Source organism: Streptomyces sp. NPDC021096 (genome assembly GCF_040641275.1).
Classification (GTDB): Bacteria; Actinomycetota; Actinomycetes; order Streptomycetales; family Streptomycetaceae; genus Streptomyces.
The window spans coordinates 190655-210948 of the sequence record NZ_JBFADG010000008.1 but is presented as its reverse complement, the minus strand read 5'-3'; the positions used below and the strand labels follow the sequence as shown (position 1 = coordinate 210948).

The 20294-nt window shown below is 71.1% G+C and carries 14 protein-coding genes; 8 read left to right on the top strand and 6 right to left on the bottom strand.

Features of this window, described 5'->3' with window-relative positions:
* Positions 1-105: 105 nt before the first annotated feature.
* On the bottom strand, positions 106-3645 hold the full coding sequence (gene dnaE, locus AB0G59_RS14920; RefSeq protein WP_360911559.1) for a DNA polymerase III subunit alpha: 3540 nt from the start codon (positions 3643-3645) through the stop codon (positions 106-108).
* Positions 3646-3803: 158 nt separating this feature from the next.
* On the opposite strand from dnaE, the gene AB0G59_RS14915 reads away from it, so the two are divergent.
* From AB0G59_RS14915 to AB0G59_RS14890, 6 genes are all read left to right on the top strand, one after another.
* Positions 3804-5150: a DUF2252 domain-containing protein gene (locus AB0G59_RS14915; RefSeq protein WP_360911557.1), complete on the top strand. Its 1347-nt coding sequence runs from the start codon at positions 3804-3806 to the stop codon at positions 5148-5150.
* Positions 5151-5169: 19 nt separating this feature from the next.
* Positions 5170-5820: a hypothetical protein gene (locus tag AB0G59_RS14910; RefSeq protein WP_360911555.1), complete on the top strand. Its 651-nt coding sequence runs from the start codon at positions 5170-5172 to the stop codon at positions 5818-5820.
* Positions 5821-5865: 45 nt separating this feature from the next.
* Complete coding sequence (locus AB0G59_RS14905; RefSeq protein WP_360911553.1) at positions 5866-6714, top strand: thioredoxin domain-containing protein; 849 nt, start codon at positions 5866-5868, stop codon at positions 6712-6714.
* 94 nt (positions 6715-6808) lie between these two features.
* Positions 6809-7498, top strand: a complete 690-nt coding sequence (locus tag AB0G59_RS14900) for a hypothetical protein (protein WP_360911579.1) — start codon at positions 6809-6811, stop codon at positions 7496-7498.
* A gap of 43 nt (positions 7499-7541) precedes the next feature.
* Entirely contained in the window at positions 7542-8399 is an 858-nt protein-coding gene (locus tag AB0G59_RS14895) for a thioredoxin domain-containing protein (RefSeq protein ID WP_360911551.1), read from the top strand.
* 110 nt (positions 8400-8509) lie between these two features.
* Positions 8510-10186, top strand: a complete 1677-nt coding sequence (locus AB0G59_RS14890; RefSeq protein WP_360911549.1) for an alkaline phosphatase D family protein — start codon at positions 8510-8512, stop codon at positions 10184-10186.
* 40 nt (positions 10187-10226) lie between these two features.
* Here AB0G59_RS14890 and AB0G59_RS14885 read toward each other — a convergent pair whose 3' ends face one another.
* Positions 10227-10823, bottom strand: coding sequence for a dienelactone hydrolase family protein (locus tag AB0G59_RS14885; RefSeq protein WP_360911547.1), 597 nt, complete (start codon positions 10821-10823; stop codon positions 10227-10229).
* 100 nt (positions 10824-10923) lie between these two features.
* Here AB0G59_RS14885 and AB0G59_RS14880 point away from each other — a divergent pair, with 100 nt between their 5' ends.
* Positions 10924-12027, top strand: a complete 1104-nt coding sequence (locus AB0G59_RS14880; RefSeq protein ID WP_360911545.1) for a mechanosensitive ion channel domain-containing protein — start codon at positions 10924-10926, stop codon at positions 12025-12027.
* 26 nt (positions 12028-12053) lie between these two features.
* Here the strand turns inward: AB0G59_RS14880 and AB0G59_RS14875 are convergent, their stop codons facing one another.
* The 4 genes from AB0G59_RS14875 to AB0G59_RS14860 form a co-directional block, all read right to left on the bottom strand.
* Positions 12054-13646 (bottom strand): Na+/H+ antiporter, encoded by a 1593-nt coding sequence (locus tag AB0G59_RS14875; protein ID WP_360911543.1) that lies wholly within the window; start codon positions 13644-13646, stop codon positions 12054-12056.
* A 71-nt stretch (positions 13647-13717) separates the two neighbouring features.
* Positions 13718-14659 carry an RluA family pseudouridine synthase gene (locus AB0G59_RS14870; RefSeq protein WP_071963490.1) on the bottom strand — a complete coding sequence of 314 codons (942 nt, stop codon included), beginning with the start codon at positions 14657-14659 and terminating at the stop codon, positions 13718-13720.
* A gap of 87 nt (positions 14660-14746) precedes the next feature.
* Complete coding sequence (gene lspA / locus AB0G59_RS14865; RefSeq protein ID WP_360911541.1) at positions 14747-15319, bottom strand: signal peptidase II; 573 nt, start codon at positions 15317-15319, stop codon at positions 14747-14749.
* 64 nt (positions 15320-15383) lie between these two features.
* The gene (locus AB0G59_RS14860; protein ID WP_360911539.1) at positions 15384-16646 is read right to left on the bottom strand and encodes a TraR/DksA family transcriptional regulator; all 1263 of its coding nucleotides are present in this window, start codon (positions 16644-16646) and stop codon (positions 15384-15386) included.
* A gap of 442 nt (positions 16647-17088) precedes the next feature.
* On the opposite strand from AB0G59_RS14860, the gene ileS reads away from it, so the two are divergent.
* Complete coding sequence (gene ileS, locus AB0G59_RS14855) at positions 17089-20223, top strand: isoleucine--tRNA ligase (protein ID WP_360911537.1); 3135 nt, start codon at positions 17089-17091, stop codon at positions 20221-20223.
* Positions 20224-20294 lie beyond the last annotated feature (71 nt).

Below are 20294 nucleotides of genomic sequence, written 5' to 3'. Positions count from 1 at the left end.
CCCACCCTGCGCGGCGGGTCGGGGGGGGGGGGGGGGCGCCCCCCCGCCCCCCCCCCCCCCGCCCCTCGCGCGTTCTTCAGGGCCGGTGTACGGCCGGGTGCGGGCTCAGCCGGCCAGGCAGGACGGGCCGAGCAGCTGCTTCAGGTCGCCGAAGAGCGCCGGGTCCGGGGTGACCCGGTGCCGGTCCAGGCGCAGGACGGTGGTCTTCCGCGGGCCCTGGAGCTTGATCCGCACCTCGGTGGAGCCGCGGTGGTGGGTGAGGACCTGGCCGAGCCGCTCGACCATCGGCGGGGTGACCTTCACGGTGGGGATGGTGATGATCACGGGCGCGTTGGTGCCGGCGTTGGACAGGTCGGGGACCATCAGCTCCATGGCGACCAGACGGGGGATGTCCTCGCGCTTGTCGAGCCGGCCCTTGACGAAGACGACGGCGTCCTCGACGAGCTGGGTGGAGACCAGCTGGTAGGTGGCGGGGAAGAACATGCAGTCGATGGAGCCGGCGAGGTCCTCGACGGTGGCGATGGCCCAGGCGTTGCCCTGCTTGGTCATCTTGCGCTGCAGGCCGGAGATGATGCCGCCGATGGTGACGATCGCGCCGTCGGCGTGCTCACCGCCGGTGAGCTGGGAGATCGCGGCGTCGGCCTTGTCGTTCAGGACGTGCTCGATGCCGAAGAGCGGGTGGTCGGAGACGTAGAGGCCGAGCATCTCGCGCTCCTGGGCGAGCAGGTAGGACTTCTCCCACTCGAGGTCGGAGAACTCCACGTCGAGCCCGAAGCCCGGCTCGCTGCTGTCCTCCTCGCCCATGCCGCCGAAGAGGTCGAACTGTCCCTCGGCCTCCTTGCGCTTGACCTGCACCACGTTGTCGATCATCGGCTCGTAGTGCGCGGTGAGGCCCTTGCGGGTGTGCCCCATCTCGTCGAAGGCGCCGGCCTTGATCAGCGATTCGACGGTGCGCTTGTTGCAGACGACGGCCTCGACCTTGTCGAGGAAGTCGGGGAAGGAGGTGTACTTCCCCTTGGACTTGCGGCAGCGGATGATCGAGTCGACGACGTTGGCGCCGACGTTGCGGACGGCGGTGAGGCCGAAGAGGATCACGTCGTCGCCCTGGGCGGCGAAGTTGGACTCCGACTCGTTGACGTTCGGCGGGAGCACCTTGATGCCCATGCGGCGGCACTCGTTGAGGTAGGTCGCGGACTTGTCCTTGTCGTCCTTGACCGAGGTCAGCAGGGCGGCCATGTACTCGGCGGGGTGGTTGGCCTTGAGGTAGGCCGTCCAGTACGAGACCAGGCCGTACGCGGCGGAGTGGGCCTTGTTGAAGGCGTAGCCGGCGAAGGGGACCAGGACGTCCCACAGGGCCTGGATGGCCTCGTCGGTGTAGCCCTTCTTGCGGGCGCCCTCCTGGAAGAGGACGAAGTTCTTCGCCAGCTCCTCGGGCTTCTTCTTGCCCATGACGCGGCGGAGGATGTCGGCCTCGCCGAGCGAGTACCCGGCGATGATCTGGGCGGCCTTCTGGACCTGCTCCTGGTAGACGATCAGGCCGTAGGTGACGGCCAGGACCTCCTCGAGGGGCTTCTCCAGCTCCGGGTGGATCGGGGTGATCTCCTGCTGCTTGTTCTTGCGCAGGGCGTAGTTCGTGTGCGAGTTCATGCCCATCGGGCCCGGCCGGTACAGGGCGGACACGGCGGAGATGTCTTCGAAGTTGTCGGGCTTCATCAGCCGCAGCAGGGACCGCATGGGCCCGCCGTCGAACTGGAAGACGCCGAGGGTGTCGCCGCGCTGGAGCAGCTCGAAGGTCGTGGGGTCGTCGAGCGGCAGGCTCAGGAGGTCGATGTCGATCCCCTTGTTGGCCTTCACCATCTTGACGGCGTCGTCCATGATCGTGAGGTTGCGCAGGCCGAGGAAGTCCATCTTCAGCAGGCCGAGCGACTCACAGCTCGGATAATCCCACTGCGTGATGGTCACGCCGTCGGAGTGGCGGACCCAGACGGGGACGTGGTCGGTGATCGTCTCGCTGGACATGATCACGCCGGCCGCGTGCACGCCCATCTGCCGGACCAGGCCCTCGACGCCCATCGCGGTGTCGATGACCTTCTTCACGTCCGGCTCGTTCTCGTACATCCCCCGGATCTCGCCGGCCTCGCTGTAGCGCGGGTGCTTGGGGTCGAGGATGCCGGAGAGCGGGATGCCCTTGCCGAGGACGTCGGCGGGCATCGCCTTGGTGAGGCGGTCGCCCATCGCGTAGGGGTAGCCCAGGACGCGGGCGGAGTCCTTGATGGCGTTCTTGGCCTTGATGGTGCCGTAGGTGCCGATCATGGCGACCTTGTCGGCGCCGTACTTCTCGGTGACGTACCGGATCACCTCGGCGCGCCTGCGCTCGTCGAAGTCGATGTCGACATCGGGCATCGAGATGCGCTCGGGGTTCAGGAACCGCTCGAAGATCAGGCCGTGCGGGATGGGGTCGAGGTCGGTGATGCCCATGGCGTACGCGACGATCGAGCCGGCCGCGGAGCCACGGCCGGGGCCGACCGCGATGCCCTGGTTCTTGGCCCACATGATGAAGTCGGCGACCACGAGGAAGTAGCCCGGGAAGCCCATCGAGATGATGGTGTCCATCTCGTACTCGACCTGCTTCATGCGGTCGTCGGGGATGCCTCCGGGGAAGCGGCGGTGCATGCCCCGCATGGTCTCCTCGCGGAACCAGGTGACCTCGGTGTAGCCCTCGGGGATGTCGAACTTGGGCATCAGGTTCCGGAACTGGAACATGCCCTCGGTGTCGATCTGCTCCGCGACCAGCTGGGTGTTGGCGCACCCCTCCTGCCAGGCGTCCGAGGCGTCGATGGCGTACATCTCGTCCGTGGACTTCAGGTAATAGCCCGAGCCGTCGAAGCGGAAGCGGTCGGGGTCGGAGAGGTTCTTGCCGGTCTGGATGCACAGCAGGGCGTCGTGGGCGGTCGCCTCGTGCGCGTAGGTGTAGTGCGAGTCGTTGGTGACCAGGGGCGGGATGCCGAGCTTCTTGCCGATCTCCAGCAGTCCGTCGCGGACCCGGCGCTCGATCTCGATGCCGTGGTCCATCAGCTCCAGGAAGTACCGGTCCTTGCCGAAGATGTCCTGGTACTCGGAGGCGGACTTCAGGGCCTCGTCGAACTGGCCGAGGCGCAGCCTGGTCTGCAGCTCGCCGGAGGGGCAGCCGGTGGAGGCGATCAGCCCCTCGGACCACTGGCTGATGGTCTCCTTGTCCATCCGGGGCCACTTGGTCAGCCAGCCCTCGGCGTAGGCGTCGGAGGACAGCCGGAAGAGGTTGTGCAGACCGGTGGCGTTGGCCGCCCAGATCGTCTTGTGGGTGTAACCACCCGAACCGGAGACGTCGTCCCGCTTCTGGTGCGGCTGGCCCCACTGGATCCTGCGCTTGTTGCGCCGGGACTCGGGGGCCACGTACGCCTCGATGCCGATGATCGGGGTGATCCCGGCCTTCTGGGCGGAGTGGAAGAAGTCGTAGGCGCCGTGGAGGTTGCCGTGGTCGGACATGGCGATGTGTGTCATGCCCATCTCATTGCAGGCATTGAACATGTCCTTGAGCCGCGCGGCACCGTCCAGCAGCGAGTACTGGGTGTGGACGTGCAGGTGCGTGAACGGCGTCTTGGCCACGGTGGACGACCTCCGGGGGATGGGGCAGCGGGTCGGCGGGGACAGCTTCGAAGGTTACCGGCCCCCACCGACAGCCGCGGGCACGCGCCGGTACCCTCACGCGTTGAGCACGACAGCACTCACGTTCGTTCCATGCCCCACCCCAGGAGGACCCCGCGATGGCGACCGAGCACGACCGGGCCACGCAGCGAGGCGAGGAGATCCTCGCCGTCTTCGACACCGCTTTCGGGGAGCTGCTCGCGGCCGACCCGGCCGCCTTCCGGGTCAAATTCCGGAAGATGGCCGCGTCCGCCTTCGCGTTCTACCGGGGCACGGCCTGCCTGTTCTACTCCGACCTGGAGCACGGGCGCGACGCCGGTCCCTACCTGGACGACCGCACGAGCCGGGTGTGGATCCACGGCGATCTGCACGCCGAGAACTTCGGCACGTACATGGACGCCAACGGCCGGCTGGTCTTCAACGTCAACGATTTCGACGAAGCCTATGTGGGCCCTTTCACCTGGGACCTCAAGCGCTTCGCGGCCTCCGTGGCCCTGCTCGGCTACACCAAGGCGCTGAGCGACGGGAAGATCGGCGAGCTGGTGCGGATCTACGCCGCCGCCTACCGCGAGCGCATCCACGCCCTGGCCACCGGCGCCAGGAGCTCCAATTTGTCTGACCTGCCGCCGTTCACCCTGGACACCGCCGGCGGCCCGCTGCTGGACGCGCTGCGCGAGGCCCGGTCGATGACCCGCTTCGGGCTGCTCGCCACGATGACGGAGATCCGGGACTTCGACCGCCGCTTCCTCCCCGACGACGGCTCCATCGAGCTCGACGCGGCCACCCGCTACAAGATCCTCGCGGCCTTCGACGGCTACCTGGAGACCCTGCCGGACACCAGCCTGGCCCGCCCCGACTCCTACCGCGTCAAGGACGTCGTCGGCCGCCGCGGCATCGGCATCGGCAGCGCCGGGCTGCCCTCGTACAACATCCTCCTGGAGGGCAACAGCGACGCCCTGGAGAACGACGTCGTCATCTACATGAAGCAGGCGCAGACCCCGGCGGTCTCCCGGCACATCACCGACCCCCGGGTGCGCGGCTACTTCCAGCACGAGGGCCACCGCACGGTCATCTCCCAGCGGGCCCTGCAGGCGCACGCCGACCCGTGGCTGGGCTGGACGGAGCTCCAGGAGGACGGCAGGAGCTACGGACAGCTGGTCGCCGAGGTCTCCCCGTACGCGGTCGACCTCGACTGGTCGGACATCGACGACCCCGCCCAGATCGCGGCCGTCGTCGCCGACCTGGGCCGCGCCACCGCCACCATGCACGCCGCGGCGGACGACCAGAGCGGCCACTCGCTGGTGCCCTTCTCCACCGAGCGGGCCATCGACGCCGTGATCGCCGCCGACGAGGAGGGCTTCGCCGAGCTCCTGGTGGACTTCGCCCACACCTACGGCGCCCGGGCCCGCGCGGACCACCAGATCTTCGTGGACCTCTTCCGCAACGGCAGGATCCCGGGCCTTTAGCCGGGGCTCACCGCACGGCATGGCAGACTCGGCCCTCATGGACATATCGGCGGCACGGCTGCGGGCACTGCGCGCGGCGCTGTTCTCAGCGCTGTGCGTCCTGCTGTCCGCCGCCTCGCATGTGCTGCTGTCCGGCCGGTCCCTGCCCGCCTCCGCCGTCGCCGCGGCCGGCGCCGCCGTCTTCGCGCTCGCCTACGCCCTGGCGGGCGAGGAGCGCGGCTACTGGCGCATCGCGGCCCTGCTGGTGCCCCTGGAGCTGGCCTCCGGGGCGCTCTTCACCACCGGCCAGGACACCTGCTACGGCTCCGGGGGGCACCCGGCCCCGGGGGCGCTGACCTGGCTGTGCAGCGGAAGCATGGGCGGCCCCCTGGCGGGGGTCGCCACCCCGGGCGCGGCCCCCTGGCTGCTGCTCGCCGGGCACGTCACGGTGGGCCTCGCGGCCGCCGCCTGGCTGCGCCGCGGCGAGGCGGCGCTCGGCAGGCTGCTGCGGGCGGCCGCCGCGTGTGCCTTCCGCCCGCTGCTGCTGGCCGCCGCCGCGCTCGGCGCGTACGCCCGCCCCGAGGGGGCGCCCGTACGGCCCCCGCGCCCCGCGCGCACGGCCCGGCCCCGCACTCCGCTTCTCCACTCCGTCGTCCGGCGCGGTCCTCCGCTTCGCCCCGCCCTCGGCTGAGCAGTAGAGAACACACCGCACAGAGCACCACGGAGAAGCATCACCATGAGCAAGCGCAACACCTGGGAGAACAAGCAGACCGCGCGCGAGCGGCTGCGTGCCGAGCGCGAGGCCCAGGCCAAGAAGGAGAAGACCCGCCGCCAGCTCGTCGTCGGCGGCGCGGTCGTCGGCATCCTCGCCATAGCCGGCGGCATCGCCTACGGCGTGAGCCAGCTGGGCGGCAGCGGCAGCAGCGGCAAGTCCACCAACGCCGCCTGGAAGGCCGCGGCGGACAGCAGCCTCGTCAAGCCCGCCAACACCGCCGGCGACAAGGGCACCGAGATCGTCATCGGCAAGAAGGACGCCAAGCACACCCTGGAGATCTACCAGGACATGCGCTGCCCGATCTGCTCGGTCTTCGAGCAGAACGTCGGCGAGACGATCGACAAGGACGTCAAGGACGGCAAGTACAAGCTGTCGTACCACGTCGGGACCTTCCTCGACCGGAACCCGCAGATCGCCGGCACCGGTTCGAAGAACGCCCTCAGCGCGCTCGGCGCCGCCCTGAACGTGAGCCCCGAGGCCTTCTCGGCCTACAACAAGGCGCTGTACTCCAAGGCCAACCACCCCGAGGAGACCAAGGACGACTACGCCGAGGACGACGCCCTGCTGAAGGTCGCCCGGCAGGTCCCCGCCCTCAAGGGCAACGCCACGTTCGAGAAGAACGTCAAGGACGGCACCTTCGACAAGTGGGCGCTGGAGGTGTCCGACTCCTTCGACAAGGCCAAGGACGTCACCGGCACCCCCACCCTGAAGGTCGACGGCAAGAAGCTCGAGGTCGAGACCGTGAACGGCAAGGGCGTCCCGATGACCCCGCAGCAGTTCACTCCGGCGATCGAGAAGATGCTGAAGTAGCCGCCCCCGCCGCCGGCGGCACCGGCGACCGTCCCCTCAACGATGCCGAATCTTGACACGACACCTCCCTGATGCCGTGGCAGACTTCGGCGTCATGGAGGGGACGGGAGTTCGGTACAGGACGCTGCGCGCAGCGCTGTTCACCGCGCTGTGCGTCACCCTGTCCTCGGCCTCCCATGTGCTGTTGTCGCGGATGCCGTTGCCGCTGTCCACGGTCGCCGTGCTGTCGGCGGCGGTCTTCGCGATCGCCTACGCGCTGGCCGGCCGCGAGCGCGGCTACTGGTCGATAGCCGCCCTGCTGGTCCCGCTGGAGCTGGCCGCGGACACCGTCTTCACCACCGGCCAGCACGCCTGTTACGGCCAGGCCGGCGGCCCCGTCGCCGGCCCGCTGCGCTCGATGGGCGTCGATCTGGTCTGCCGCGGCGGCGACTTCGGCACCCCGCTGGCCCGCATGGCCGCCCGGAGCGGCGCCGACCCGCTCGCGAGCGGCGCCGCCACCCACTCCGCCACCCCCTGGCTGCTGCTGGCCGCGCACGTCGCCGTCGGCCTGCTGGCCGCCGCCTGGCTGCGACGCGGCGAGGTGGCGCTGGGCCGGCTGCTGCGCGCGGTGGCCTCGTTCGCCTTCCGGCCCCTGCTGCTGGCCGTCGCCGCGCTCGGCGCCTGCGCCCGTCCGCACGGGGCGCGCCCGCGGCCCGTACGCGACACCCTCCCCTCCCGTGCGCTGCCCCTGCTCGTCCACTCCGTCGTCCGGCGGGGACCGCCGCTGTGCCCGGCATCCGTCTGAGCACACCACCGGTCCCTTTCCCGTACCTTCACGGAGCGACATCATGAGCAACCGCAACACTCCGCAGAACAAGGCCGCCGCACGTGAGCGGCTGCGCGCCGAGCGCGAACGCCAGGCGAAGAAGGACAAGACGCGCCGTCAGCTCCTGGTCGGCGGCGCCATCGTGGCCGTCCTCGCGATAGCCGCCGGCGCCGGCGTGGCCCTGACCAAGGCCACCGACGGCAGCAAGAACAACAAGGTCAGCAGCGAGGACTGGGAGAGCGCGGCCAAGGAGCGCGAGTTCAAGAAGCCCGCCAACTCCACCGGCGACAAGGGCGCCTCGGTCGTCCTCGGCAAGCAGGACGCGAAGAACACCCTCGAGGTCTTCGAGGACATGCGCTGCCCCGTCTGCTCGGGCTTCGAGCAGACCGTCGGCGAGACGGTGCTGAAGGACCTCAAGGACGGCAAGTACAAGGTGCAGTACCGGATGGGCACCTTCCTTGACCGCAACCCGATGATCAAGGGCTCGGGCTCGAAGAACGCGCTGAGCGCGCTCGGCGCGGCGCTCAACGTCGGCCCGCAGGCGTTCCTGGACTACAAGAAGGCCCTCTTCGACAAGAAGAACCACCCCGACGAGCGGGACGACGCCTTCTCCGACGACTCCAAGCTCCTGTCGATCGCCGGGGAGGTCAAGGAGCTCAAGGGCAACGCCGCGTTCGAGAAGGACGTCAAGGACGGCACCTACGACAAGTGGGCGCTGGAGATGTCCGCCAGCTTCGACACGTTCGTCGGCCAGGGCAAGGACCTCCAGGGCACCCCGGGCCTCAAGCTCAACGGCAAGGTCCTGGCCAACGAGCAGGGCCAGGCGCCGCGGGCCCCCGAGGAGTTCACCGCCCTGGTCGACAAGTCGCTCCAGAAGTAGGGGCCGCCGGGGCGCGTCGCCGTCACCGGGGCGACGGGCGGGCGAACACTTGGGTTTCCGCCCGCCCGCGGCCTTACCGCCGGTCGTACCGGCCAGTAAAGTGACGGCTCGTGACATCCCACGACATATCGCGACGCTCTGCCGTCTCGGCCGCCGCGGTCACCGCGACGGCCGCCCTGCTGCCGCTGGCCTCCGCGCCGGCCGCCCTGGCCGACTCCACCACTCCGACCGCCCCGGCCGGCCTCCGCCCCGCCTTCCTGCACGGCGTCGCCTCCGGCGACCCGCTGCCCGACGGCGTCCTGCTGTGGACCCGCGTCACGCCCACCCCCGACGCCGTGCCCGGCTCGGGGCGCGGGCCGGCCGTCGAGGTCACCTGGCAGGTGGCCGAGGACGCCGCCTTCGCGCGCGTCGTCGCCCACGGCACGGTCACCGCGTCCGCCGCCACCGACCACACCGTCAAGGCGGACGTGCGCGGCCTGCGCCCCGCCACCGGCTACCACTTCAGATTCTCGGTCGCCGCCGACGGCGGTGACCGCATCCACTCCCCCGCCGCCCGCACCCGCACCACGCCCGCCCACGACGCGGCCACGGCGGGCGTCCGCTTCGGCGTGGTCTCCTGCGCCAACTGGGAGTCGGGCCACTTCTCCGCCTACCGCCACCTCGCCGAACGCCGCGACCTGGACGCGGTGTTCCACCTCGGCGACTACATCTACGAGTACGCCTCCGGCGAGTACCCGAAGGCCAAGTACACCGTCCGGCCGCACGCCCCGGCGCACGAGATCGTCACCCTCGCCGACTACCGCACCCGCCACGGCCGCTACAAGACCGACCCCGCCCTGCAGGCCCTGCACCACGCGCACCCGATCGTGGCCATCTGGGACGACCACGAGTTCGCCAACGACGCCTGGACCGGCGGCGCGGAGAACCACACTCCGGGCGCCGAGGGCGACTGGGCGGCCCGCTTCGCCGCGGCCAAGCAGGCCTACTTCGAGTGGATGCCCGTGCGCCCGTCCGTCCAGGGCACCACCTACCGCCGGCTGCGCTTCGGCCGCCTGGCCGACCTCCACCTGCTGGACCTGCGGTCCTTCCGCTCGCAGCAGGTCAAGGCCGGCAGCGGCAAGGTGGACGACCCCGAGCGCACGATCACCGGCCGCGCCCAGCTGGACTGGCTCAAGGCGGGCCTGGCCTCCTCCGACACCACCTGGCGGCTGGTCGGCAACCCGGTGATGATCTCCCCCGTCGCCTTCGGCGCCCTGCCCTCCCACCTGCTGGAGCCGATAGCCGAGCTGCTGGGGCTGCCCTCGGGCGGCATCACCATCAACGCCGACCAGTGGGACGGCTACACCGACGACCGGCGTGAGCTGATCGCCCACCTCGCCGACCGGGCCATCCGCAACACCGTCTTCCTGACCGGCGACATCCACATGGCCTGGGCCAACGACGTGCCGAAGAAGGCCGCGACCTATCCGCTGTCGTCGTCGGTGGCCACGGAGTTCGTGGTCACCTCCGTCTCCTCCGACAACCTCGACGACATCCTGCACGTCGCACAGCACACGGTGTCCCTGGCCGCCGCCACCGCCATCAAGGCGGCCAACCGCCATGTGAAGTGGCTCGACATGGACTCGCACGGCTACGGCGTCCTCGACGTCACCGCCGAGCGGGCGCAGATGGACTACTACGTCCTGTCCGACAAGACCGACCCGGCCGCGACGTCGTCCTGGACCCGCTCCTACCGCACCCGTTCCGGAACCCAGCAGGTGGAGCGCGTACACAACCCGGTGTACTGACCGGCTCCCCGATCGCGGGGGTCCGGGGCGGAGCCCCGGTTCAGGCCCAGGCCTCCGCGATCTCCTCCAGGAACCCGAGCGCCACCTTCCACGTGGTCTCCGCGGCCTCCGCGTCGTAGTCCGCCAGGTCCGGGTCCGTGAAGAGGTGCCCGGCACCGGCGTAGCGGTGGACCTCCACGTCCGCACCCGCCCGCTGCATCCGCAGGTACCACGCGGTGAGCCAGTCGTGCGGCTCGAACGGGTCCGGGTCCGCCACGTGCAGCTGCACCGGCAGCTCGTCCACGGACGCGTCCTCGGCCAGGTCGGACGTGCCGTGCAGGAGCAGCAGGCCGCGCGCCTTCTCGTCGCCCAGCGCCAGGTTCTGCGCGATGGACCCGCCGAGGGAGAACCCCGCGTAGACCAGCCCCCGGTCGGACAGCGGCGCGACGGCGGTCACGGCGCGGCGCAGCAGCTCCTCATGGCCGATCTCGTCCTTGATGGCCATGCCGTCCTCGACGGTCTCGGCCGTGCGTCCCTCGTAGAGGTCCGGTACGTGCACCTCGTGCCCGGCGGCGCGCAGGCGGTCGGCGGCGGCGTGGACGGCGGGCCGCAGTCCGTAGGCCGAATGAAAAAGGACGATCGTGGTAGGGGACGCCACTGGAGGTCACTTCCTTACAGCTGTGGGGGCACCCCCGGCATCGGGCTGGGGGAGCGTGCCCCCATCGTGCCAGCTACGTTCGGAAGGAGCGGAGGTGCCCATGGAGCACATACTGCGTCCCCTCGCGGTGGTCGGCGCGGCGGTGGTGATCACACTGCTGGCGGGCTGGGTCGTGGACCAGGTGGTGCGCCGGATCGGGCAGCGCCACCCGGAGACGCCGCTGTGGGGGCTGCTGGGCCGCTGCCGGGTGCCGGTGCGGGTGGTGCTGTGCGCGGCGCTGCTGCGGGCGGGCTATCCCTCGGCGGAGCTGTCCCCGTGGCACGCGGCGGTCGCGGAGCAGGTGCTGACGCTGGTGCTCATCGGGGCCTGCGCCTGGCTGGCCGTCCGGGTGGCCACGGCCGTGGTCGAGGCCACCTACGCGCGCTACGCCGCTGGCGCCCAGGACCCGGCGCGGGTGCGACGGGTGCGGACGCAGGTCACGCTGATCCAGCGGGTGGTGGCCGCCGCCGTGATGGTGGTCGCGGTGGCCGCCATGCTGCTGACCTTCCCGGCCATGCGGACGGCGGGCGCGTCCCTGCTGGCCTCGGCCGGGGTCATCGGCATCGTCGCCGGCATCGCCGCCCAGTCGACGCTGGGCAACCTCTTCGCCGGGCTGCAGATCGCCTTCGGCGACATGGTGCGCATCGGCGACACGGTCGTGGTCGAGGGGCAGTGGGGCACCGTCGAGGAGATCACGCTGACCTATCTGGTGGTGCGCACCTGGGACGAGCGGCGCCTGACCATGCCGGTGTCGTACTTCACCAGCAAGCCGTTCGAGAACTGGTCGCGGGGCGATCCCCGGATGACGGGCACCGTCTTCTTCCACCTGGACCACGCCGCCCCCGTCGATCTGATGCGCGAACACCTGCACGACATACTCAAGGCGTCCCTCGAGTGGGACGAGCGGGCCTGGAACCTGGTGGTCACGGACACCACGCCCACCACGGTCGAGGTACGGGCGCTGCTGACGGCCTGCAACGCCGAAGACATCTGGGCCCTGCGCTGCATGGTGCGCGAGGAGATGATCGCCTGGTTGCGCCGCGAGCACCCCTACGCGCTGCCGCGGATCAGCACCGCGCCCGCGCCCGGACGCGCCGGGGTGCCCGACCGTCCGCAGGCGCTACCGGCCGCCGAGGACATGGGACCGGGCCCGGGGACGACGTGAGGGCGCCGGCCGGGAGGCCCACCGTCTCAGATCCCGCGCAGCGTGCGGTCGTCCAGGTGCCGCAGCACCCTGTCGACCACCTCGGGGTCCATTCCCGGCTCGCTGCGTGCCGCCAGCACCTCGTGCCGGGCAGCCGACAGCAGCTGCCCCTGCACCCGGTGGAGCGTCCGCAGCCGTTCCACGCGCTGCGCGTGGGCGTCGCGGCGCTCCTCGTCGACCATGTCGGGGCTGATGCGGGCGCCCATGTCGTAGGCGCGCCGGCCGAGCATCTCCATCATGTCCTCGGGGAGGTCCTCGTCCTCGACGATCTCCAGCAGGCGGTGCCGGGCCGCCTTCGCCGCCCGGGCGGCCAGCTGCCGCTCCAGTTCCCGGCTCGCGTCGGTGTCGGCGCGCACCCCCAGCAGCCGGACCAGCCAGGGCAGGGTCAGGCCCTGGACGACGAGGGTGGCGATGATGACGGCGAAGGCGATGAAGAGGATCTCGTCGCGGGCCGGGAAGGGGGTCTTGTCCTCCATGGTCAAGGGGATGGCCAGGGCGAGCGCCACGGTGGCCACGCCGCGCATCCCCGACCACCACGTCACCACCGTCTCGCGCCAGCTCAGCAGGACCTCCTCCTCGGTGTCCCGGCGCTTGTGCAGCTTCTTGGTCAGCCACGCGGCGGGCAGCAGCCACAGCAGCCGTACGCCCACCACCACGGCCACGACGGCGCCGCCGATGCCCAGCATCTCGCCCCAGCGGCCGGAGGCGGTACTGACGGCGTTGTGCAGCTCCAGGCCGACGAGGCCGAAGGCCGCGCCGGTGACGAGGGTGTCGACGACCTCCCAGAAGGTGTGGCCGGCCAGCCGGCCGAGGACGTCGTCGGGGTCATGGGCGTACTCGGCCAGGAAGAGGGCGGTGGTGAGGACCGCGAGGACGCCGGAGCCCTTGAGCTCCTCGGCCAGGACGTAGGAGACGAACGGCACCAGCAGGGTGAGGCCGATCTGGAGGGTGGCGTCCCCGAGGACGTCCATCAGCCGTTTGGTCGCCCAGCCGAGCCCGAGGCCGACGGCGACGGCCACCACAGCGGACAGCACCAGCTCGGCGAGCGCGCTGGGCAGCGAGAAGTGGCCGCTGACGGCGGCCGCGATGGCCACGTGGTAGAGCACGATGGCCGTGACGTCGTTGAAGAGCCCCTCGCCCTCCAGGATGGAGACCAGGCGGCGCGGCAGTCCGAGGGAGCCCGCGACGGCGGTGGCGGCGACCGGGTCCGGCGGGGCCACGAGCGCGCCCAGCGCCACGGCGGCGGCCAGCGAGAGACCGGGCACGATCGCATCGGCGACGGCGGCGACGGCCGCGGTGGTGACGAAGACGAGCGCGACCGCCAGCAGGAAGATCGGCCGCTTGTTGGCCGCGAACTGCCGCCACGAGGTGCGCTGGGCGGTGGCGTAGAGCAGGGGCGGCAGCACCAGCGGGAGGATGAACTCCGGCGGGATGTCCACGCTGGGCACGAACGGCAGCAGAGCGAGGACGATCCCACCGATCGTCATCAGGACCGGGGAGGGAACCCCCAGCCGGTCCCCCAGCGGAACCGTGACCAGCGCCCCCAGCAGCAGGACGAACAGCAGGGCGAGCTGGTCCACGGATTACCCCCGGGCCGGGTCGGTGCGGTGGAACTGGGCTTCCAGCCTGCCGCACCGGCCCGGAGGCCGCCTTACGAGCTCTCGGCGCGCACCGTGTCCAGGGCGTGCTGCAGGTCCTCGGGGTAGGCGCTCTCGAACTCGACCCAACGGCCGTCCGAGGGGTGCTCGAAGCCGAGCCGCATGGCGTGCAGCCACTGGCGGGTGAGCCCCAGCCGCTTGGCGAGCGTGGGGTCGGCGCCGTAGGTGAGGTCGCCGACGCAGGGGTGCCGGTGCGCGGACATGTGCACGCGGATCTGGTGCGTACGGCCGGTCTCCAGCTTGATGTCGAGGAGGCTGGCGGCGCGGAACGCCTCGATGAGGTCGTAGTGGGTCACCGACGGCTTGCCCTCGGCCGTGACCGCCCACTTGTAGTCGTGGTTGGGGTGGCGGCCGATGGGGGCGTCGATCGTGCCGCTCATCGGGTCCGGGTGGCCCTGGACCAGCGCGTGGTAGCGCTTGTCGACCGTGCGCTCGCGGAACTGCTGCTTGAGCAGGGTGTAGGCGCGCTCGGACTTGGCGACCACCATCAGGCCGGACGTGCCGACGTCGAGGCGGTGCACGATGCCCTGGCGCTCGGCGGCACCGGAGGTGGAGATGCGGTACCCGGCGGCGGCGAGCCCGCCGATGACGGTGGGGCCCGTCCAGCCGGGGCTGGGGTGGGCGGCCACGCCGACGGGCTTGACGATCACGACGATGTCGTCGTCGTCGTGGACGATCTCCATGCCCTCGACGGGCTCGGCGACGATCTGCACCGGCGCGGGCGGCGCGGGCATCTCGACCTCGAGCCAGGCGCCGCCGGTGACGCGGTCGGACTTCCCGGCCTCGGCCCCGTCGAGCTGGACCTTGCCCGCGGCCGCCAGCTCGGCCGCCTTGGTGCGGGAGAAGCCGAACATACGGGCGATCGCAGCGTCGACGCGCTCGCCCTCGAGGCCGTCGGGAACGGGCAGGGCGCGGATCTCGGGAATGGTGCTCACCCGTCGAGTATGACGGACGGCTGTGACAGGCCCGCACGCGCGGGCCCGCCGCGGCCTCCCGGGGACTGCCCCGGGTTCCCTCCCGGGTCAGTCCTCGTGGACGGTCCCGTCCGGGTCCAGGCCCCGGAAGGAGAGGATGACGATCAAGAAGCCGCCGCAGACGATCGCGGAGTCGGCGAGGTTGAAGACCGCGAAGTGAGCGGGGGCGATGAAGTCCACCACCCCGCCCTCGAAGCCGCCGGGCGCGCGGAAGAGCCGGTCGGTGAGGTTGCCGAAGGCGCCGCCCAGCAGCAGGCCGAGCGCGATCGCCCACGGCAGGCTGTAGAGCTTGCGGGCGATGCGGGCGATCGCCACGATCACGGCGGTGGCGATGACCGTGAAGACGATCGTCATCGCCTCGCCGATACCGAAGGCCGCGCCGCGGTTGCGGACGACCTCGAACTGGAGCCACTCGCCGATCACCTGGACCGGGTCGTGGTGCTCCAGCTGGGCCACGACGAGCAGCTTGCTGCCCAGGTCGAGGAGGTAGGCGAAGGCGGCCACCGCGAGCAGCACCGCGATGCGCCGCTTGCCCGCGGGCGCGCTCGCCCCGTCGGCCCCGGTGGGCTGGGCCGGGCCGGTGGGCTCGGTGGGCCGTCCGGCCTGTTCCGCCTCAGTCACGTGAGTCCCTGGATGTCGTCCCTGCTGACTGAGGACGAGGGTACGGCACGTGGTGCCGGGCCGGTCAGCGACGTTCCTGGCGCTGTTTGCACTCCACGCAGAGGGTGGCCCGGGGGAAGGCCTGCATGCGGGCCTTGCCGATGGGTTTCCCGCAGTTCTCGCAGAGGCCGTACGTTCCGGCGTCCAGGCGTTCCAGCGCCCGCTCGGTCTGCTGCAGCATCTCGCGAGCGTTGGCGGCCAGGGCCAGCTCGTGCTCCCGGGTGATGTTCTTGGTGCCGGTGTCGGCCTGGTCGTCGCCGGCGCCGTCGCCCGAGTCGCGCATCAGGCCGCTGATCGCCTCCTCGGAGGCCTGGATCTCCGCCCGCAGCCGCATCACCTCGCTCTGCAGCTCGGTGCGGGCCTCCGCCACCTCCTCCGGCGACCAGGGCTCCTCGCCCGGCCGTACGGCCAGCGCCCCCGGCCCGGCGGCGGCCGTGCGCGCTCCCGGCACCTTGTTCGCGGTCTTCTTCGCAGCCACCGTCCTGGCTCCCGTCTCCTCAGCGGGCACCGCCGTGGGGGCCGGTGCGGACTTGTTGGCCCTGGCGGCCGTATCGGCCGGGGCGGCCTTGCCTGCCGCCCCGGCCGTACCGGCCGAGGTGGCTCTCTTCCCTGAAGCGCCCTTCCCTGCGGGTGCGGTGCCCTTTCCGGCGGACGCAGCCCTCACCACGGCGGCCTCCGCCCCCACGGCATCGGCCACCGTGGCAGTCTTCCCCGCCGGCACGCTTTTCCCCGCCGATGCGGCCTTTTTGGCTGGCGCCGACTTTTTGGCCGGTGCGGTGCCCTTGGCGGGGCCGGCCTTCCCGACGCCGCCGGCCCCCTTGCCGGAGCCGGCCTCCTGGGGCGGAGCGGCCTTCTTGGCCGAGGCGGTCTTTTTGACCGGGGCGGCCTTCTTGGACGAGGCAGCCGTTGCGGCCGGGACGGCCTTCGCCGCAGGCGCAGCTTCGGCCGCGGCGGCCGAGTGCGCGGCAGCGGACTTCTTCGCGGGGGTGGTCTTCGCAGCCTTCTTCGCCGGGGCGGTCTTGGCAGTCGCCTTCTTCCCCGACCCGGCCTTCTTGGCCGGGGCGGTCCTCGCCGCAGGCGCAGCTTCGGCCGCGGCGGCCGAGTGCGCGGCAGCGGACCTCTTCGCGGGGGCGGACTTCGCCGCCTTCTTCGCCGAGGCCTGCCCCTCACCAGCGGACTTCCCCGCGGAGGCGGCTTCGGCGGCCTTGCCGGACGGCGTGGCCTTGGCCGCCGTCTTCTTCGCGGCCGCGGTCTTCTTCACGTTCGCGGACGCCGACTTCTCCGCCATGGCCGCGACCCCTTCACATTTTATGATCTTGCGCGCAAATCGTGCGGGAACGATAAATCGCCTCAGGGCACGCGGCAACGGGGCACGCCGGTCTCCACCGTTGTGCCCCGCCTCCGGCCCCGTAATCGGTGGGCCGCCGCACGCGCGGCCCCGTACACTGGGCGGCAGCGAAAGGCGTGGAAGGGACGAGTAGCGCCGCACGCAGCCATGAGCGACCCGGGGACGGTGTGAGCCCGGGGGTGTGCGCGGACGTGAAGATCAGCCCGGAGCCGCCGGAAGAACGCCCCGAGGGGTCAGTAGAGCCGGCATCGCGATCCCAATGAGGGGGCCGGAGGCGTGACACGCCTGCGGCCAAGGAGGGTGGTACCGCGGGAAGCGCAGCGGACAGCGCGTTCTCGTCCCTCCGACGGACAGCGCAATGACGTCCCGCCGGAGGAAGCCGATGACGCAGTACCGCCAGGTACCCGCACAAGTGGATCTGCCCGCCCTCGAGCACGCCGTGCTCGAATTCTGGCGCGAGAGCAAGACCTTCGCCCGCACCCTCGAACAGTCCGAGGGCCGCCCCGAGTGGGTCTTCTACGAGGGCCCCCCGACCGCCAACGGCATGCCCGGTGCGCACCACATCGAAGCGCGCGTCTTCAAGGACGTCTTCCCGCGCTTCCGCACCATGCAGGGCTACCACGTCGGCCGCAAGGCCGGCTGGGACTGCCACGGCCTGCCGGTCGAGCTCGCGGTCGAGAAGGAACTCGGCTTCAACGGCAAGCAGGACATCGAGAAGTACGGCATCGCCGAGTTCAACGCGAAGTGCCGCGAGTCCGTGACCCGCCACACCGACGCGTTCGCCGAGCTCACCACCCGCATGGGCTACTGGGTCGACCTGGACGACGCGTACCGGACCATGGACCCCGAGTACGTCCAGTCGGTCTGGTGGTCGCTGAAGGAGATCTTCAACAAGGGCCTGCTGGTCCAGGACCACCGCGTCGCCCCCTGGTGCCCCCGCTGCGGCACCGGCCTGTCCGACCACGAGCTGGCGCAGGGCTACGAGACGGTCGTCGACCCGTCCGTCTTCGTGCGCTTCCCGCTGACCTCCGGCCCGCTCGCGGGCGAGGCGGCGCTGCTGGTGTGGACGACCACCCCCTGGACGCTCGTCTCCAACACCGCCGCCGCCGCGCACCCGGACGTCACGTACGTCGTGGCCACCGACGGCAACGAGAAGCTGGTCGTCGCCGAGCCGCTGCTGGAGAAGGCCCTCGGCGAGGGCTGGACCGCGACGGGGCAGTCCTTCACCGGCCGCGAGATGGAGCGCTGGGCCTACCGCCGCCCCTTCGACCTGGTCGAGCTGGAGGGCGCCAACTTCGTCGTCAACGCCGAGTACGTCACCACCGAGGACGGCACCGGTCTGGTCCACCAGGCCCCGGCCTTCGGTGAGGACGACCTCAGGACCTGCCGCGCCTACGGCCTCCCGGTCGTCAACCCGGTCCGCCCCGACGGCACCTTCGAGGAGGGCCTCGACCTCGTCGGCGGCCAGTTCTTCAAGAAGGCCGACGAGAAGCTCGTCGCCGACCTCACCGAGCGCGGCCTGCTGTTCAAGCACATCGCGTACGAGCACAGCTACCCGCACTGCTGGCGCTGCCACACCGCACTGCTGTACTACGCACAGCCGTCCTGGTACATCCGTACCACCGCGATCAAGGACCGGCTGCTCGAGGAGAACGAGAAGACCAACTGGTTCCCCGAGTCGGTCAAGCACGGCCGCTTCGGCGACTGGCTGAACAACAACATCGACTGGGCGCTCTCCCGCAACCGCTACTGGGGCACCCCGCTGCCCATCTGGCGCTGCGAGGACAACCACCTCACCTGCGTCGGCTCACTGGCCGAGCTCTCCGAGCTGACCGGCACCGACCAGAGCGGCCTCGACCCCCACCGCCCGTACATCGACGACGTCACCTTCACCTGCACCGCCGAGGGCTGCGCCCACCCGGCCGTCCGGGTGCCCGAGGTCATCGACGCCTGGTACGACTCGGGCTCCATGCCGTTCGCCCAGTGGGGCTACCCCTACAAGAACAAGGAGCTCTTCGAGCAGCGCTACCCGGCGCAGTTCATCTCCGAGGCGATCGACCAGACGCGCGGCTGGTTCTACACCCTGATGGCCGTCGGCACGCTCGTCTTCGACAAGTCGAGTTACGAGAACGTCGTCTGCCTGGGCCACATCCTCGCCGAGGACGGCCGGAAGATGTCCAAGCACCTGGGCAACATCCTCCAGCCGATCCCCCTGATGGACCAGCACGGCGCCGACGCCGTCCGCTGGTTCATGGCCGCCGGCGGCTCCCCGTGGGCCGCGCGCCGCGTCGGCCACGGCACGATCCAGGAGGTCGTCCGCAAGACGCTCCTCACCTACTGGAACACGGTCGCCTTCCAGGCCCTGTACGCCCGGACCTCCGGCTGGGCCCCCTCGGCCGCCGACCCGGCCGCGGCCGACCGCCCGCTGATCGACCGCTGGCTGCTCAGCGAGCTGAACGCGCTGACCGACCAGGTCACGCAGGCCATGGAGGCCTACGACACCCAGCGCGCCGGCAAGCTGCTGTCGTCCTTCGTGGACGACCTGTCCAACTGGTACGTGCGCCGCTCGCGCCGCCGGTTCTGGCAGGGCGACGCGGCCGCGCTGCGCACGCTGCACGAGGTCATCGAGACCGTGACCCGGCTGATGGCGCCCCTGGTGCCGTTCATCACCGAGCGCGTGTGGCAGGACCTCGTCGTCCCGGTCGACCCGCAGGCCCCGGAGTCGGTGCACCTGGCCACCTGGCCGAAGGCCGACACCTCGCTGATCGACCCGACGCTGTCCCAGCAGATGCTGCTGGTGCGGCGCCTGGTCGAGCTGGGCCGCGCCACGCGCGCCGAGTCCGGCGTCAAGACGCGCCAGCCGCTGTCGCGCGCGCTGGTCGCGGCGGCCGGCTTCGAGGCGCTCGGCGAGGAGCTGCGCGCCCAGATCGCCGAGGAGCTCAACGTCTCCTCGCTCGCCTCCCTCTCGGAGGTCGGCGGCTCGCTGGTCGACACCACCGCCAAGGCGAACTTCCGTGCCCTGGGCAAGCGCTTCGGCAAGGGCGTCCAGGCCGTGGCCAAGGCGGTCGCCGCCGCCGACGCCGCCGCGCTGTCGCTCGCGCTGCGCGAGGGCACGGCCTCGGTGGTCGTCGACGGGGAGACCGTCACGCTCGGCCCGGACGAGGTCATCATCACCGAGACCCCGCGCGAGGGCTGGTCGGTCGCCTCCGACTCGGGTGCCACCGTGGCGCTCGACCTCGAGATCACCCCGGAGCTGCGGCGCGCGGGCCTGGCCCGCGACGCCATCCGGCTGATCCAGGAGGCCCGCAAGAACAGCGGCCTGGACGTCGCGGACCGGATCGCCCTTCGGTGGACCTCCACCGATGAGGAGACGGTGACCGCGCTGACCGAGCACGCGTCGCTCATCGCGGACGAGGTCCTGGCGACGGACTTCGCCGGCGGCGAGGGTGACGATGCGTTCGGCGCCCCCTTCACGGACGAGGGCCTCGGACTGGCGTTCCGCCTCCGTAAGGCGTAAGCAATCGGGTGATGGCCCCCGGCGCTGACGCGCCGGGGGTTTCGTCCACCCGCCGATGCGGGCGCACAAAT

What these genes read in the sequence shown, in the direction of transcription:
- AB0G59_RS14860 (WP_360911539.1), bottom strand. Translation starts at nt 16,646, where the DNA reads ATGGCGGAGAAGTCGGCGTCCGCGAACGTGAAGAAGACCGCGGCCGCG.
- ileS (WP_360911537.1), top strand. Translation starts at nt 17,089, where the DNA reads ATGACGCAGTACCGCCAGGTACCCGCACAAGTGGATCTGCCCGCCCTC.
- AB0G59_RS14905 (WP_360911553.1), top strand. Translation starts at nt 5,866, where the DNA reads ATGAGCAAGCGCAACACCTGGGAGAACAAGCAGACCGCGCGCGAGCGG.
- AB0G59_RS14900 (WP_360911579.1), top strand. Translation starts at nt 6,809, where the DNA reads ATGGAGGGGACGGGAGTTCGGTACAGGACGCTGCGCGCAGCGCTGTTC.
- AB0G59_RS14895 (WP_360911551.1), top strand. Translation starts at nt 7,542, where the DNA reads ATGAGCAACCGCAACACTCCGCAGAACAAGGCCGCCGCACGTGAGCGG.
- AB0G59_RS14910 (WP_360911555.1), top strand. Translation starts at nt 5,170, where the DNA reads ATGGCAGACTCGGCCCTCATGGACATATCGGCGGCACGGCTGCGGGCA.
- AB0G59_RS14915 (WP_360911557.1), top strand. Translation starts at nt 3,804, where the DNA reads ATGGCGACCGAGCACGACCGGGCCACGCAGCGAGGCGAGGAGATCCTC.
- AB0G59_RS14880 (WP_360911545.1), top strand. Translation starts at nt 10,924, where the DNA reads ATGGAGCACATACTGCGTCCCCTCGCGGTGGTCGGCGCGGCGGTGGTG.